The sequence below is a fragment of the Thalassomonas sp. RHCl1 genome (assembly GCF_947387555.1).
In the GTDB taxonomy this organism is placed as follows: Bacteria; Pseudomonadota; Gammaproteobacteria; order Enterobacterales; family Alteromonadaceae; genus Thalassomonas.
Window position 1 is genome coordinate 42,768 of the sequence record NZ_CANDNZ010000022.1, and the last position, 15,237, is coordinate 58,004.

The following is a 15,237-nucleotide window of genomic DNA, read 5'->3' on the forward strand; positions in this document are numbered from 1 at the left end:
TACCTGGTAGTGTCTTTTTGAATTTATTTATCTTCTTTCTTGCTCCTTTCTTTATTAGTTGTTGTTAATTAAGGTTTTTTAGTGTTGGCACAGCTTCTGCTATATCCACGTCGTTAGTGATTCAACATTGTATGAAAGAGAGCAGTTGTTATGAGTACAAATAATAAATTTAACATCGATAGACGCCGTGTTTTTCAGGGAGCAGCAGCCATTGCCGGGGCCACCGCAGCGGGTAAGGTACTCGCCGGTAGCCCCGGCAGTCCGGGTAAAAGCAACGCAGTATTGACCAAGAGAGAGCAAAGCCTGCTGGCATTAAAGGCAGAAGCGCTTGAAGTGGTAGAGCAGAAGTTAGTGGCTCCTCCTTTAGTGCCCGAACATGATCAGGTGGCTAAAGGAAAACCTAAAGTGGTGAAAATGCCCCTGGAAGTTGAAGAAAAATTGATTGAAGTGGAACCCGGGGTAAAGACCTGGGCCATGACCTTTAACGGCTCGGTACCGGCGCCTATGATTGTTTGTCACCAATTCGATTACGTTGAACTGACCTTGTCTAACCCGAAAAGAAACAGTATGGCGCATAACATTGACCTGCACAGTGCTACCGGTGCCTTGGGCGGTGCGGGCTTAACCCTGGTAAACCCGGGTGAAAAAGTTACCTTACGTTTTCGCGCTACTAAGTCCGGGGTTTTTGTTTATCACTGTGCGCCGGGTGATGCCATGATCCCCTGGCATGTGGTCTCCGGTATGAACGGCGCCATTATGGTACTGCCAAGGGAAGGTTTGAAAGACGCTCAGGGTAACCCGGTAAAATATGACAAGGCCTATTACATCGGTGAGCAGGATTTTTATCTGCCGAAAGATAAAAACGGCAACTATAAAAAATACAGCTCGCCAATGGCGGGGTTTGTCGAAACCACCGAATTAATGAAAGGTTTGCTGCCCAGCCATGTGGTTTTCAATGGCGCCAAAGGTGCCCTGACCGGGAAAAGTGCCCTTACCGCAAAAACCGGTGAAACTGTGCTGTTTGTTCACTCCCAGGCAAACCGGGATACCCGTCCGCATCTGATTGGCGGCCATGGTGATTTTGTCTGGGAAAGGGGCTCTTTTGCCGATGCACCGTTAACCGGCCTGGAAACCTGGTTCGTTGCCGGGGGCAGCGCCGCCGCTGCCGTGTATACCTTCGAGCAACCGGGGATCTACGCCTATGTTAACCATAACCTTATCGAAGCCATTGCTCTTGGTGCTGCGGCCCATGTCAAAGTTGACGGCGAGTGGGATGATATGTTGATGACCCAGGTGAGTGCGCCAAGCGCCATTTAGTATTCACCGGAAAGGAATGATTTGGGGGATTTGATAGATGAAGAGTTTACCGCTTATTAGTTCGATAGTGTTGTTTGCCTTAATTGCTCAAGGTTCTGCGCTGCAAGCAATGGCGCAAGTGAACAGTGAACATCAAAGCGAAAATTTAGCGGATAAAAAAGTTTTGCGGCATAAAGTGAAACAGTTACCCGTTAAATGGGCTAATGCGCTTGATAACCTTGATGCAAAGCCGGTTGAGCTCAAGCAGATGTTTAGCCGACAGGCGAAAAGCCTGACCTCAATTCATTTTGATTTCTCTCAATTGAGCGAACTGGAATTATGGTATGCGCGGCGGAAAACGACCCTGGCGAAGAGTTTACACCAGGTGAAAAATATCCAACTGGAACAACTTGATGATAACAGCATGCGCCTGATGTTTGAATATGTGGTTCAGGAGCAGCATCAGGGCTTACCTGTGGATATTTTTCGTTTGCAGGAAAACTGGCTAATCGATATCAGGGACAGTGAGGCGCCGGTTGTGGTGGAAATCATCGAGCGTTACCTGCCGCCTAATATTAATTCCGGTATGCAAATTCAATGTTAAAGGATATTTAAATGCAGTATCTAACAAAGATTTTTTCTATTTTCTTGCTCATGTGCAGTACCAGTTATGCTGCCGGTGTCGGGGAAAATAACTTACCCGTTTTTCATGGTGTTGGCGGTGACTTTACCCTGGACAGTACCTTAGATAAACCGGCTTCATTGAGTGACTTTAACGATAAAATGGTTTTGTTGTCTTTTGGTTATACCAATTGCTCGGATGTTTGTCCGGTCACCTTAGGTTTTCTAAATAATACGATAAAAAAGTTGGGAGAGGCTGCCGATAAAACCCAGGTTTTATTTGTCTCTGTTGATCCCGACTACGATACCATCGCCCATCTGCAGAAGTATCTAGCTTACTTCAATGACGGCTTTATCGGCCTGACCGGAGATAAAAGTGCAATCGATAAAGCGGTAAAGCTGTATAACATTCGCTATAGCAAAACCTCAGATCTTCAGGTGAGTACCCGATACCGGAAAAAACAAATCCCAAAAGATGACGTACACCATGGCCATCACGGTAAAGGCAGCGATCATAGTGCCGGCCATGGTTCTGCACATGGCAAATACCACGGCGGGGAAGGAAAACACCATGATACTTCTTCGTTATTTTCTCACAGTACCTATATTTATTTAATTGATTTACAGGGCCGGGTGCGGGGGGTTTTTGATACCACCACCTCGGCAGAAAAGCTGGCGCAGTCGATAAAAGGCTACTTGCTCGATAACCAGCTTATTTAAGCCAAAATTTAAAATTTCTTATTCATTATCCAGAGGAAAATATTATGTTTAATATCTTTAAAAAGTCCAAGAAAGAACAGGCCAGTGACGATATGGCGGTAGTGTCAAATCAAGCCGAAAATACCGTTGAAGAAAACCTGGAAGCCGAAGAGCCGAGAAAAGTGCACGGTGAAAATGGTGTCTGCTGCGGCAGTTGTGGAGGACAGTAAATCCGGTTGTTTTAAATGTGATATTTATAGCAAAAATGAACCATTACCTTGATAAAAGTTATCGGGTAATGGTTATCCCTTCCTTTGCTGAACCCTTTCACCTTTTGTTATTTCCCGCGGGATAACGGCACCATAAAATAAAACAATTTAATTCCCTGTTAAAAACCCTGAAGAAAGTCCAATAAAGTCAAATTCTTGATAATGGCGGGGCTTTGTAGTTTTACTCTTTTCGAACGACCGTCCCCCAATTAAGCATTGTATGATAAATGAACAGTTGTTATATTCAGGTCTGGCAAACTTATCGAAAGGTAAGGACGCAAAGCCTACGGCCTAAGGGGAAACCTAGGGTAGCGTGGTTGCAACCTTTGTTTCGGTATGTTCCTAAATTATGATTTATTAGGGCATGCATATGTATAGTTATAGTGTTAAACCTGTCTTTATCTCTGTCTCTAAATCCAGAGCAGGGCCTGTCTTAGCTATTTTTTCTAAGGTGTTTTTATTGTGCCTACAAACAAAGCAGAGCAAAGTATTGCCTGTGCAAACTATTTTGTCTTTTTTCAGGCCGCAGGGGCGTTATCGAACATCTGAGTATTCGCATTTAACTTGTCGTTTAAGTTAAGGAGAAAAAGATGTTTAAAAATAAACAAACCGTAAAAATTGCTTTTGTGCTGGCGTTCACCCTGGCGTGTTTCTCTGTGTTGGGGCTTTTTAATCAGGCGCCCTCCAGCCTTGGTTATATAGTGAAAGGGACCAACACGGATACCATCACCGAACTCACCTTAGATGCCGGCGGTGAGATCACCCATACCCTTCCGATTATTAATGCCATAGGCGCCAAACTGACCGAGCAGCAAAAACAAGTGTTATTGCGTTATCCCCAGGTGATTGCTATCTATGCGGACCGGTCAATAAACAGTGCCGATAAGGATGTGACAGACAGAGCAAGATCGGGAAGCTGAAAATAACGGTTAAATCGGGCTTAATCCGGATTTATATAAAATAGTCAGGGCTTTAAACCTTGTCGGAGCTTTAGGCATCTTATAGAGGTTAACTGGAAATATTGGCGTCGCTGTCATCGCAAAAGCATAGCTACGCTAACTTTATGCCGGACTATTAATCTCAAAAAGACGGATGCTACAGATGAAGCTTAAATTGGTTTTCCCCCTGATACTGTTATTTTTTTCACAATACTGTGGCGCGGTAATCAAGCGTCATGATATTCCCGCTAAAGCCTACCAGGTGGTTAATCCGCCGGAATATTTGATTGATATGCCGCATGACGGGCACGGAGTATTGATTGCACCGAACTGGATAGTGACGGTTGCCCATGTGATTTTTTATGATTATCGGGGCAAGAGTATTGATATCGGAGATAGAAGTTATCAGGTAGAAAAGGTTATTATCCATCCGGGCTATAAAAAGCCGGATAAATCTCTCACCCAAGGGGATGCCAAGCCTTTGATGGACTTTTTCAAAAGTAATCATGATATTGCGCTGGTGAAGCTGGCATCGGGTGTTGATGGCATTACCCCGATAAAACTCTATAGTGGGGCGGATGAACTGGGCAAAACCGTGAGTGTTTATGGCAAGGGCTCTACCGGAGACGGGCTAACCGGAGAGGTTAAAGGGACTAAAGCTCTTAAGATCTTAAACAGGTTTGAAAACAAGATCGAAACATTGGAAACTAACTGGCTATCGCTGAAATTTGATCGCCCGCCCCATGGGCTTGCACTGGAAGGCATTGAAGGCAACGGCGACAGCGGCGGCGCATCTGTTATCTATCAAAACGATACGCCTTATTTAGCCGGTTTGGTGAGTTGGGATTATTGGCAAGGAGATCTGGCTGCCTTTAAAAACGGCCTGTACGGCAATCGTTCTTATCAGGTCAGGATTTCCAGTTATATCAAATGGATCAGGCATACCATAACTACTGGCTAACACGTTTTATCTGGCTTAAGGGAATGGCTTTCAGGCCGTATTAGGCTTAATTGCTATGGTGCGAGAGCCGCTTTAGCGCCCCTTTGGCCACAGGCAATGCCAGTTCACAGGTCAGGTGATTGCTTTTGGTTACTGTGGTGAAAGCTGATGCTGGCCCGGTAACCGTTGGCCACCTGGCTTAGCTGATATGGCCAGCCAAACTGTCCGGTGAGCTTTTCCACTAATTTCATACCCAGGCCAAAGCCTAATTCGTCTTGTTTTGCATTTGGTTTTATCTGTTTGGCGGTGATATTGGTAATGGTTACCTCGTGGCCATGCTGGCGGATCTCGACATGTCCTTGCTGGGTGTGCTGAAAGGCGTTGCGGATCAAGTTGCTGAGCACAATCACACTGGGGGTGATCGCCAAGGCAATCTGGCTGTCATCCACTTCAACGGCGACCGTTACTGCCTTTCCGGCCAGCAGGTAGCTCAGCTCTTCCCGGGTATTTTTTACTAATTGTCCCAGGCCGGTGGTTTCAACCGTCATTTCAGTTTCCCCATCCCGGCTTAACCATAACAGGGTTTCGGTCATGGATTTCATGGTTAAGCTGGCCCGTTGTATCCGGTCGCGGATCTGGCGTTCTTTTGCCGTTGGCCCCGGGCTGATTTTTTCCAGCAAGGCGGCATTGCTTCTGATCACGGCAATCGGGGTACGCAGTTCGTGGCTGGCGTAACTTAAAAATGCCTGCTCCCGTTCAACTGAGGCGGCAACCGAGGCCAGGTTCTCATGCATCAGTTTGGCCAGGCCATTAAGTTCTTTGAAGGTGAAGTCGGGGCAGGGTTTGGTTAATTCGCTTATTTTCAGATTTTTCCCCCATTGCTGCAGAGATTCAACCGGTACGGCTATCTTCTTAAAAATATAGAGTAATACCAGGATGAAAATGGCCAGTACTGCTAAACCGAGCAGAATAATGAGGATCATAGGGTCGATTAAAAAGCGGTCTTTGGGCAGCTTATTTTGATGTTTTGCGTGTACATCTTCATTAAAGTGGGAAACAAAAACGGTTTGCTCACCACGCTCAACCGCTATCAGGGAATAAACTTTTTTTGGCGGCTGAATATAAATCCAGTCGATAAACCTGGTATGCAGTTTGTTCTTTTCTTCGGGAATGGCTGGAAAGTGTTCCCGTACCTGTTCTGGTACTTTATCCCACTGGGTGGTGACATGGTATTTCAAGATTCTTTGCTCGGTTTTTCCCTCGTCCGGGTATTGCTGGCCAATATCAAACATCAGGCTTTCTATGACAATGGCAAAGGAGTTAATAAACAGCCTGCCGCTTTGCACGGAAAGCACTACGGCGATCAGCAGTACCAGGCTGGTTAATAAAGCAAAAATGTAGGTACGGATACTCATATTTTAATCCCAGATTATCACGGCGTTTTTTCCCTTAAAGAAAACCCGTAGCCGGGTTCGGTATCTATCAACAAATTGGCCTGCACTTTTTCCAGCTGTTTGCGCAGATGATGAATATGTACTTTTAAGCTGTTGCTGTCCGGCTGGTCTTCCCCCCAAACGGCATGCATCAGCACAGCGCGGGATACCGGCTTATCTGATTCCCGCATCAGTTTTTCCAGCAGCTTAAAGGTGATGGGGGTGAGCTTTAGCTCCCGGCCGTCAAAAAAAGCCAACCTTTCTCTTAACTGCAATACCAGTTTGCCAAAGCTGAGTTTGCTGACCTGGCCGCTGCGGCGTTTTGACAGGGCCAGCACCCGTATCAGCAACTCTTCAATTTCAAAGGGTTTGACCAGGTAGTCGTCGGTACCGGCATCAAATCCTGTCACCTTATCCACTAAGGTATCGCGGGCGGTGAGCATTAAGATCGGGGTATCATTGCTGCTCTCGCGGATCTTCTGGCACAGGGTAAAACCGTCCATTTCCGGCAGGTTGATATCGAGCAAGATCACCTGGTAATCATGGGCTTCTACCAACGCCAGGCCATGTACGCCATTAGCTGCATGATCACAGCTAATGGACTCCACTTCAAAATAGTCGACGATCGTTGCGGCAAGATCGATATCGTCTTCAACCAACAGTATGTTGATGCTCATCTAAGTGCTTCTCTTGTGAATGTTTGCCTGTTAACTTTTGCTTTAGTTTATCCAGTAAAGCGATTGCATCCTGATGCATCATGAGTAATGACGGCACTAAGATCAAGGTGATCAGGGTGGCAAATAAAATGCCATACCCCAGCGATGCCGCCGCCGGAATAATAAACTGGGCCTGGGCCGAGGTTTCGCTTAATAACGGCATCAGTCCGGCATAGGTGGTAATGGAAGTCAGCAGCACTGCCCGTAAACGGCCGGTACAGGCCTGGACTATGGCATCGGTGAGTTTGTCTTTTGTCGTTTTTAAATCATTGAAACGCGAGACTAACAGCAGGCTGTCGTTTACCACTACTCCGCTTAAGGCGACAATACCATTAAAAGATAAAATGCTTAACACCATATCATTGAGCCAATGTCCGAGAATGGCGCCCACTAAACCAAAAGGAATGGCGGTCATAATGATCAGGGGCTGGACATAAGAGCGCAGCGGAATGGCCAGCAGGATATAAATGGCCGCCATGGCCATGATAAATAAACGGGTCATAGAGCTGGCGGTTTCCTGCTGCTGCTCTGCTTCACCGGCAAAATGAATCGCCAGATCAGGATAGCGGTTTTCCAACGCCGGTATCAAAGATTTTTTCAGCTCGCTTACCAGCTCGTTTGAGGAAATGATGTCTTTGTCGACACGGGCGCTGACATACACCGCCGGCAGGCCGGAAATACGGGTCATTTCATTTTGCTGATACTCGGAAGTGATGTTTGCCACCACCGCCAGCGGTACCACCTGGCCGTTATCAAGCCGGATATTGGCTTTCATGACATCGTTTACGGTTTGCCTTTCACTTTCCGGATAACGGATCCTGACCTTAACCTCGTCTTTTCCCCTTTGGTAGCGCTGGACTATTTCGCCGCCAAATGCCTGTAATACCTGGCGCGATAATCCCTGGGTGGTGAGTCCCAGTGACAATCCCTGCTCGGTCAGGGTAAATCTCAGCTGTGCCTGGCCGGAATCGAAATTATCATCGATACCGCTGACCCCGGCAATTTCGCTGATGGCAGCTTTGATCTCCTGTCCCGCCTCGCGGATGGTGTCGGTATTCCAGGCTTTTAATTCCACCTTGAAATTGTCACGGCCACCGAAACCCGAGCGGATATCCAGTTTACGCACCCCTTCCGGTTTCTTGGCAATGGCTTTCCATACCCGGGCAAATTCGTTTAAGCCATAAGGGGCACTGTCGGTTAATTCCACCACGACAGAGCCGGCGAGATCGCTTTCCCCTATTACCTCTATGGTATCGATAGCGCTGCCTTGCCAGTGATATTCTGCCGCCAGCTGTTCGTCGGCGCTTATCGCCGCCTGCTCGATAAAGGTGAGGTTTTTACTGGTTTGTCCGAAGCTGGCATCGTTTTGCATGCTCATGCTTGCCTGGATCACACTGCCGGGAATATCCGGGAAAAAGGCGACCCGCACGCCGCCGTTTTGCGGCATGCCGATCACGAGAATAAATACCGCGATAAACACAAACATCACCCCGTAGCGGTAGCTGATGGCTTTTTCTATGGTGGGCTTGTACAGGCGATCGTTAAACCATTGCAGCCCCCGATCGGCTTTGGCCTGGAGTCGGGGCCAGAGGTTGGCAAGCCCGGATTTTACTTCTCTGCGGGTATTTAAATGGGCTAAATGCGACGGCAAGATCAGCTTAGATTCCACCATGGACAGCAACAGGCAAATGGTGACGATAACGGCAAATTGCGAGTAAACATGCCCCATGCCCCCTTCAACATTGGCCAGGGCGATAAAGGTGGCTACTGTGGTTAATACCCCGAAGATAGTCGGCACGGCAACCTTTTTGGTGCCGGCTATGGTGCTGTTGAGGCTGTCTCCCCGGCTTTTCCGGGTGGCATAGATACTTTCGCCGACCACTACGGCATCGTCTACCACTATGCCCAGTGCCAGGATAAAGCCAAAAGTGGTCATTTCATTGATGGTCATGCCGGTAAAACTGTCGGTCATGAAAAACAGGGTACCGCAAAAAATAAAGGGTAAACCGGCAGTTACCCAGAAGGCGACCCGCAGGTTTAAAAACAGTGCCAGTACCAGGAATACCAGGGCAATACCGGACAAGGCATTTTTGATCAGCAACGCCAGGCGATCGCGGATTAAGGTGCCGCCGTCATCCCAGGTTTCCATGGTCATGTTTTGCGGCAACAAGGCGCTTTCTTGCCATTTGGCCACCACGGTTTTTGCCTGCTCAACGATTTTCAGCACGTCGCCGTGTTCATCAACCTTGATCTCTACCCCTATGCCGGGTTTGCCGTTATAGCGGCCGACCACGAAAACATCATCGGCAAAGTCGTCCTCTATTTTTGCAACATCGCCTAATTTGATCTGGCTGCCGTCCGCCAGGGTTACCAGGGGGATATTGGCAAACTCTTTTTGCCGGTAGGCCTGCTCGGCGACCTTAAGGCGCACTACCTTGTTTTCATTGCGCAAACTGGTAGAAATTGCGGTGGAGGACTCGTTGTTGACGATATTGGCGATATCGGAAAAGGACAGCTGGTAGGCCTGGAGTTTCTGCTCGTCGAGCTCAATCGACATCATGGGCTCGGCCTTGCCTTTGATCTCGACATTGGAAATCGCCGCTTGTGCCAGCAGATCCACTTTCAGCCGTTCGGCGATGGCTTGCAGGGCGCTGCGGTCGCTGTCACCAAAAATTTTTACCGAATAGGCGTGCTGTAAACGGCTTTGTTTATCGATCACCGGCTTTTCCGCCTCCGCGGGAAAGTTATAAATAGCATCTACCTTGGCTTTAACATCCCGCAGCAAGATATCGAGATCGTATTCGGATAAGGCTTCCACCGTTACCCTGCTGCCGCTGGCATTTGAGGTTGATGAAATGCGTTTAATGCCCTGTACGTTGGCCAGGGCTTCCTCAATTTTGATGGCGATGCCTTCTTCCGACAGTTTGGCGTCGCCGCTGTCATAGGTCATGGAAACCGTGATCGAGTCCGTCGGCCAGGGGGGAAAAGCTTCTTTTCTTAACTGGTTAAAAGACATGATGCCGAGGAAGATGATGGACAGCATCAGCAGGTTTGCCGCCACCGAGTTTTCGGCAAACCAGGCGATAATGCCTTGAGGTTTATTCACTCCGGTCATTAGCTTGTCTCCCCGGTGCTTGTTTTCGCTTCTACCTCGGCTCTGGCTTCGGCTTTTGTTTTGGCTGTTGCTTCGGTTCTTGCTTCGGCTCTTGTTTCGACATTGCTTTCGACTTGCGCATCAACTTTCATATTCTGCAGATAACTCGACAGCGGCCGGTTGACGATTTGTGCGCTGGCTTTATTGTCCAGCGGCTGCACATAGATATTTTTACCCTGGGCAAAAATGACCTTAACCGACAGAAAGTCTAATACGCCGTTTTCATTGACCTGCCACATGGTATTGCTGTCGATTAATGCCGATGCCGGCAGTTGCCATAAGCCGTCAACGGCGCTGCCGCTCAGGGTGGCTTTTACAAAGGTGCCGGGGAATAGCGGGGATTGCTGTTTGATCGGGTTTTTGATACTGGCAATTAAAGCCCGTTGACGGCTTTGGCTGTCGATGTGCTGTTCGAAACGGTCAAACTGAGCAGTCCATTGTTTTTCAGAGCCTTCGTCTTTCAGTTGTATTTGAATGTTTGCCAGCTTTTCACTGCCACCGGCTGTTGGCAATAACTGCCACTGCTGCAGGGACAGAGGCAGGCTAACTTCAAATAAGGCGATATCATATAATTCACCTAGGCTGCTTCCCGCCTGGACATTGCTGCCGACTTGTATTGCTTTAGCGACCACCAGGGCATCAAACGGCGCGGTAATTTGGGTTTGCGCCAAATCATATTCCGCTTTAGCGACAGCCTTGCTGGCCATGGCGTACTTTGCCTTGGCGGCGGCCAATTGCGGTTTGCGCAACACTAAGTCCGAGGCCTGTTCATTGGCTAGTCCCGATTGTTGCCATTCCTGTGCTGCCTGGGTGCTGTTTAATTCTTCCTGTGCCAGGGCAAGGGTGGCATCGGCTAAATCTGCCCGGGCGTCTGCCAAAGCCTGCTGGTAAAGGATAGGTTCAATTTTTGCCAGCAGCTCTCCTTTGCCGAAGGTTTTGCCGGTCAGGAACTTGGGCGATAAATAGGTGATTTGACCGCTGACCTGGGAAGTTAAGGTCAGCTGGTTTCTCGACTTTACTTCACCATATGCAGTAATGGATGCCTGGTGGCTGATGGCGGCCACCTGAGTTACCGAGACCACGGGATATTGAGGGGCAACTTTAGGCGGCGGAGTGAGTTGCTGGTTTGCCGATAATACGCCGTTAATGGCAACGGCAATAAAAATACTGGCGAAACCACCTAAGGTGATTAGAGACTTTCTGGTTAATATTGGCATGTCGTTATACTCCTAAGCCCAGTGCTAAACCTAAAGTGATACGGTTATTTAATTTCTGATAGGTGAGCTGGGTGACTTGTGCTTGTAATGAAAAAGTTTGTTGTTGAACCTGCAGCAGGTCGAGCAAAGATACCGTGCCCTGGCGATAGCGCTCGGTATAGGTAACTTCGCTGCGTTTGGCACTTTGCAGGGCCGATTCTGTTAAGGTCAGGCGTTTGCTGATGGCCTGCTCCTGGGCAATGGCGTTATCCACTTCATTGACCGCAGACAGCAAGGTGTCCTGAAAGGCCCAATAGCTTTTTTCTGCACTTAGCCGGGCGATTTCGACTTCGCTTTTAAGTTTACCGGCATTAAACACCGGGGCGGTTAACTGGCCAAGCAGCTGCCAGGCATTACTGCCAAATAAGGCGTCATGCAGGTTGCTGTTATTGCTGCTCAGTGAAGCTGACAGGGATAAGCTCGGCAGCAGGGCTTTATAGGCCACTTTATGCTGATATTGCTCGCCAATAATGCCCTGGTAGGCCTGTTGTAAGTCCGGGCGTCTGGCCAGGTTTTGCGACGGTATTTTATCCAGCGGCATAATAACTTCAGGAAATTCATTGCGGTATATCAGCCGGTTCTTGGTCACGCCGGTCCCTGTTACCCCGGTAAGTAAAGTCAGGTTTCTTAATGCTTGCTGATATTGTTCCTGGTAGTCCACCAGCGTGGCCTGGCTGCTTTGGGTCGACGACTTGGCAGTATCGAGATCTTTTAAGTCAATCAAACCTTTACGGTAACGGTCGACAATCACGCTTTCGTTGGTTTTTAAGGTGGATACCTTACGTTTTTCGATATCGATAAGTTGTGCATACTGCACCAGGGCAAGATAGGATTGCATCACATTTGCCGCCAGTAAATCCCGCGCCCCCTGGTAGGCATAGCCGGAGGCGGCCAGCTCGGCCTCCCGGGCACTGGTGGCATTGGCAAGTTGTTGCCAGATATCCAGCGTCCATGCCACGTTAAGGCCGGGGTTGTAATTTGCCGTATTTGCTTCGGCCTTGGTGGCATTGAGCTGGGCTGAAATATCCGGCCACTGTGCTGCTGAGCTGACATTGAACTGCTGCTCTGCTGTTTTCAGGGTTAACCAGGTTTGCTGTAATCCCGGATTATTGGCCAATGCCGTGGTAATTAAGTTATCTACTTCCGCTATTGCCAACAAGTCAGTCAGCGGGATAGCGGCAGTCTGGTTAGCCTGTTCAACATTTGTCTTTGCCAGGGCTTGTAGTTGACTACTTGCTTTATCATCAAAAGCAAGATCGTCAAATGTTGAGCATGCGCTTAATAAACAAAGGCTTATGATGCTGATAAAGTATGTTGGCTGCTTCATGAATAACCTCACGTATCAAAGTAAGGCTAAAGTTTACGCTCAGGGGCGTTAAATCAGGGTTAAGAAACTTTTTTCTTTTTCGATGGGCTGAAACTGGCGGCTTAGCTCCTGTTTCAGATCAGTTAAACAGCGGGTGTGCCAGTTGTTTTATATCGGCCTGTGGCGAGCGGCTGGAACTGAACAACAGCTTATTTTCCGACGGCAGCATGGTTAGGGAGCCGCCTCCTTGAAAGGTTTTTCTCGGTAAGCGAATAAGCGTGTTTAGCTCCTCCCTGGCAAAGTCATAGCGCATCAATTGCTGGGCCTGGGTCAAACTTTTCTTGAAATAAATGCTGCCCTGAAAATAATGCCAGCTATAGAGGCCGCTAAAAATATTCCCCGGGATTTTTATTTGTGCATTGGAGTTGTCGTTGAAGTCTATATACCATAAGCCTTTGCTTAGGCTGGTATATAAGAGTTCGTTTTCGGAGATCATGACGCCATACCTGGCATCGTCATAAGTGAGTTGCCGGTAACTGCTGTTGTCGATGGCAAACCGGAAAAGATCTTTGCCGCCGTCATGGGGCACGGATGAAATAATGGCGCTGCCATCCGGGCTCCAGCCGGGGCGGTTATAAGTGGTAAAAGGCGCTTTGATGGCGGTGATTTTATGGGTAGCGACATCCAGTATATAGAGGCTTTCTTTTTGCTCATCCGGCGTTGGTGCTAAAAAGGCAATTTTATCCCCCTGATGCGACCAGGCAGGGTAACGTATGGTGCGTTTAAACTGGGTTAATTGCTGGCGGTTTTGGCCATGGGTATCGGCAAGCCATAGCTCATAAAAACCGGATTCATTGGAGACATAAACAATCTGCCCGGCCTGGCTTGAGTAGTCGGGATACAGGTAGCTGAATTCCGACTGCAGCAGGGGAAACGGACTGGTGGCGACATCCGTGTTTAAGGCAAAACTGGCCAGTTGATAATTTTCTTTGCGCTGATGATAAAAAAGTGCGCCGCTGCTTTTGGCAAATGCCGGATAACTAAATCCTTCGATGCCGATGTCCTGCTTGGTTAGGCTGTTTACATCGAGAATAAAGCCCCTGCGGATATCTGCCCTTTGGGTGGCATAAACCAGATATTGGCCTTGCGGATGCCAGCTGATGCCGACAATATCTTCTTCTCCCGTGGTTAAAGGTTTTTCAGCCTTAGTGGCTAAATCGATGAGATAAAGATTTTCATTAAAACGGTTAACGCGCCGGGTGACGGCTAAACTCTGACCGTCGGGGGAAAAAGCAAAATCCCTGTCTTTATAACCGCAATTTTTCAGGCAGGAAAAACGTCTCGGTTTTTGCCCGCGGTTTTCCAGGTCGAAAAAATAGATGCCGCTATATTCTTCTCCCGGCTCAGAGCCGCGAAAAGCCAGGGTTTTATCGTCGGGGGAGATATCTATGTAATAGTAGCCGCCGGTCGCCGGGCAAGTTGTCAGGTTGGTTTCCTGGTTTAAGGCAACATTTAGTTCGACTATGTCGCAGCTATTGAGTTTGCTGTTATAGCGGGCAAAATATAAGGAGTTGCCGGCATGGCTCCACACAGAATGTCCTTCACTGGCACTGTCGAAGGTGAGTTGCTTTGCGGCAATTTTGGGGTGCTGTAAATCTTTCAGGTAAAGGTTGCTGGCGCCGGTTTGCGTGCGCCATTGATAGGCGACATAACGGCCATCGGGTGAAGGGGCAGGAAATAATTCTGTGCCCGGCTCTTTAGTGATCTGGGTGATTTTTGTCTGGGGCAGGGATTTGGCTTGATTGAAAAAATAATTCCCTGTTAACACCAGCAGTAGAGGCAGCAAGCAAAGTATCGCTGTCAGGGGGAGTTTTGTGTTTTTCGGCTGGTTAACAGCTATATCTGCTGCCGGAGAAACAGGTGTTTCTGTTATCTCAGGTGTTGGTTTATTCCACCGGGGTTGAATTAATAACCTGTAGCCGACCTTACGTATGGTTTCGATCACTTCGCCGTCTTCAATCGCGGCATTAAGCTTTTGTCTTAAATGCCAGATAGCATTGGTCAGGCCTTTTTCGCCGACATATTCGTTGCCGTCCCAAACCTGGTTGATCAACTCTTCCCGGGGGATGACCCTGGGATATTCCCGGGCGAGATAATATAAGACTTCAATAAATTTAGGTTGCAGCGATTGCTTCTCTTGTTCGGCAATTTTTATGGCAGACTCAAGCGGTAGTACATGGCAACAGCCAAGAGAAAAAGCTTGATTGACCTTCATATGTATTTTTGAGCCTTAATGAGTGCAAACGGTAATATCCTTGATGGTTGCATATTAAAGCTTATTGCCGGTTTTGTTAATCTTTCTATCATCAGAATCCGGGCTTTTCAGGCGGGATATTTGTTTAAAAGTTGGTTTTATTTCATTGACCGGTGTTAATGAAACTTTATTGTGCTTATTTCAACTTATTGTTATTTATGTAAAAAGACAAAAAAGAGATTAAATAGATATAGAATAGACTTGCCATAGATTGTAGTTATCACCCCTATTTCATAAAAGGTAACACTAAGGGTAAAAATTAAAACAAAACTTTAGCAAACAAAATAAAGCAAGC

12 protein-coding genes and 1 riboswitch are annotated in these 15,237 nt (G+C 47.8%); of the genes, 6 read left to right on the top strand and 6 right to left on the bottom strand.

From position 1 onward, the window contains the following. Positions 1 to 150 precede the first annotated feature (150 nt). From nirK to QL234_RS30205, 6 genes are all read left to right on the top strand, one after another. Positions 151 to 1,317, top strand: a complete 1,167-nt coding sequence (gene nirK / locus QL234_RS30180; protein WP_281561436.1) for a copper-containing nitrite reductase — start codon at positions 151 to 153, stop codon at positions 1,315 to 1,317. 37 nt (positions 1,318 to 1,354) lie between these two features. Continuing rightward, entirely contained in the window at positions 1,355 to 1,900 is a 546-nt protein-coding gene (locus tag QL234_RS30185) for a hypothetical protein (RefSeq protein WP_281561437.1), read from the top strand. 11 nt (positions 1,901 to 1,911) lie between these two features. After that, complete coding sequence (locus QL234_RS30190) at positions 1,912 to 2,637, top strand: SCO family protein (protein WP_281561438.1); 726 nt, start codon at positions 1,912 to 1,914, stop codon at positions 2,635 to 2,637. A gap of 44 nt (positions 2,638 to 2,681) precedes the next feature. Continuing rightward, positions 2,682 to 2,846: a CCGSCS motif protein gene (locus QL234_RS30195; RefSeq protein WP_281561439.1), complete on the top strand. Its 165-nt coding sequence runs from the start codon at positions 2,682 to 2,684 to the stop codon at positions 2,844 to 2,846. Positions 2,847 to 3,127: 281 nt separating this feature from the next. Further along, positions 3,128 to 3,210, top strand: a riboswitch (cyclic di-GMP riboswitch). Between the two features lie 265 nt (positions 3,211 to 3,475). After that, positions 3,476 to 3,805, top strand: a complete 330-nt coding sequence (locus QL234_RS30200) for a hypothetical protein (protein ID WP_281561440.1) — start codon at positions 3,476 to 3,478, stop codon at positions 3,803 to 3,805. A gap of 181 nt (positions 3,806 to 3,986) precedes the next feature. Then, positions 3,987 to 4,784 (top strand): trypsin-like serine protease, encoded by a 798-nt coding sequence (locus QL234_RS30205; RefSeq protein WP_281561441.1) that lies wholly within the window; start codon positions 3,987 to 3,989, stop codon positions 4,782 to 4,784. Between the two features lie 104 nt (positions 4,785 to 4,888). Here QL234_RS30205 and QL234_RS30210 read toward each other — a convergent pair whose 3' ends face one another. The 6 genes from QL234_RS30210 to QL234_RS30235 all read right to left on the bottom strand — a co-directional run bounded on the left by QL234_RS30210 (position 4,889) and on the right by QL234_RS30235 (position 14,903). After that, positions 4,889 to 6,178, bottom strand: a complete 1,290-nt coding sequence (locus QL234_RS30210) for a HAMP domain-containing sensor histidine kinase (RefSeq protein ID WP_281561442.1) — start codon at positions 6,176 to 6,178, stop codon at positions 4,889 to 4,891. Positions 6,179 to 6,195: 17 nt separating this feature from the next. Continuing rightward, on the bottom strand, positions 6,196 to 6,873 hold the full coding sequence (locus QL234_RS30215; protein ID WP_281561443.1) for a response regulator transcription factor: 678 nt from the start codon (positions 6,871 to 6,873) through the stop codon (positions 6,196 to 6,198). Next, on the bottom strand, positions 6,848 to 10,027 hold the full coding sequence (locus QL234_RS30220; protein WP_281561444.1) for an efflux RND transporter permease subunit: 3,180 nt from the start codon (positions 10,025 to 10,027) through the stop codon (positions 6,848 to 6,850). Before QL234_RS30220 ends, QL234_RS30215 begins: the two co-directional genes overlap by 26 nt. After that, positions 10,027 to 11,283, bottom strand: coding sequence for an efflux RND transporter periplasmic adaptor subunit (locus tag QL234_RS30225; RefSeq protein WP_281561445.1), 1,257 nt, complete (start codon positions 11,281 to 11,283; stop codon positions 10,027 to 10,029). The genes QL234_RS30220 and QL234_RS30225 overlap by 1 nt, the downstream gene beginning before the upstream one ends. Before the next feature lie 4 nt (positions 11,284 to 11,287). After that, positions 11,288 to 12,649 carry a TolC family protein gene (locus tag QL234_RS30230; RefSeq protein ID WP_281561446.1) on the bottom strand — a complete coding sequence of 454 codons (1,362 nt, stop codon included), beginning with the start codon at positions 12,647 to 12,649 and terminating at the stop codon, positions 11,288 to 11,290. 118 nt (positions 12,650 to 12,767) lie between these two features. Beyond that, positions 12,768 to 14,903 (bottom strand): winged helix-turn-helix domain-containing protein, encoded by a 2,136-nt coding sequence (locus QL234_RS30235; RefSeq protein ID WP_281561447.1) that lies wholly within the window; start codon positions 14,901 to 14,903, stop codon positions 12,768 to 12,770. Between the last annotated feature and the right edge of the window lie 334 nt (positions 14,904 to 15,237).

Excerpts from the sequence above, each read along its gene's own strand:
- QL234_RS30200 (WP_281561440.1), top strand. The coding sequence starts at position 3,476 with ATGTTTAAAAATAAACAAACCGTAAAAATTGCTTTTGTGCTGGCGTTC.
- QL234_RS30225 (WP_281561445.1), bottom strand. The coding sequence starts at position 11,283 with ATGCCAATATTAACCAGAAAGTCTCTAATCACCTTAGGTGGTTTCGCC.
- QL234_RS30185 (WP_281561437.1), top strand. The coding sequence starts at position 1,355 with ATGAAGAGTTTACCGCTTATTAGTTCGATAGTGTTGTTTGCCTTAATT.
- nirK (WP_281561436.1), top strand. The coding sequence starts at position 151 with ATGAGTACAAATAATAAATTTAACATCGATAGACGCCGTGTTTTTCAG.
- QL234_RS30205 (WP_281561441.1), top strand. The coding sequence starts at position 3,987 with ATGAAGCTTAAATTGGTTTTCCCCCTGATACTGTTATTTTTTTCACAA.
- QL234_RS30195 (WP_281561439.1), top strand. The coding sequence starts at position 2,682 with ATGTTTAATATCTTTAAAAAGTCCAAGAAAGAACAGGCCAGTGACGAT.
- QL234_RS30235 (WP_281561447.1), bottom strand. The coding sequence starts at position 14,903 with ATGAAGGTCAATCAAGCTTTTTCTCTTGGCTGTTGCCATGTACTACCG.
- QL234_RS30210 (WP_281561442.1), bottom strand. The coding sequence starts at position 6,178 with ATGAGTATCCGTACCTACATTTTTGCTTTATTAACCAGCCTGGTACTG.
- QL234_RS30220 (WP_281561444.1), bottom strand. The coding sequence starts at position 10,027 with ATGACCGGAGTGAATAAACCTCAAGGCATTATCGCCTGGTTTGCCGAA.
- QL234_RS30215 (WP_281561443.1), bottom strand. The coding sequence starts at position 6,873 with ATGAGCATCAACATACTGTTGGTTGAAGACGATATCGATCTTGCCGCA.
- QL234_RS30190 (WP_281561438.1), top strand. The coding sequence starts at position 1,912 with ATGCAGTATCTAACAAAGATTTTTTCTATTTTCTTGCTCATGTGCAGT.
- QL234_RS30230 (WP_281561446.1), bottom strand. The coding sequence starts at position 12,649 with ATGAAGCAGCCAACATACTTTATCAGCATCATAAGCCTTTGTTTATTA.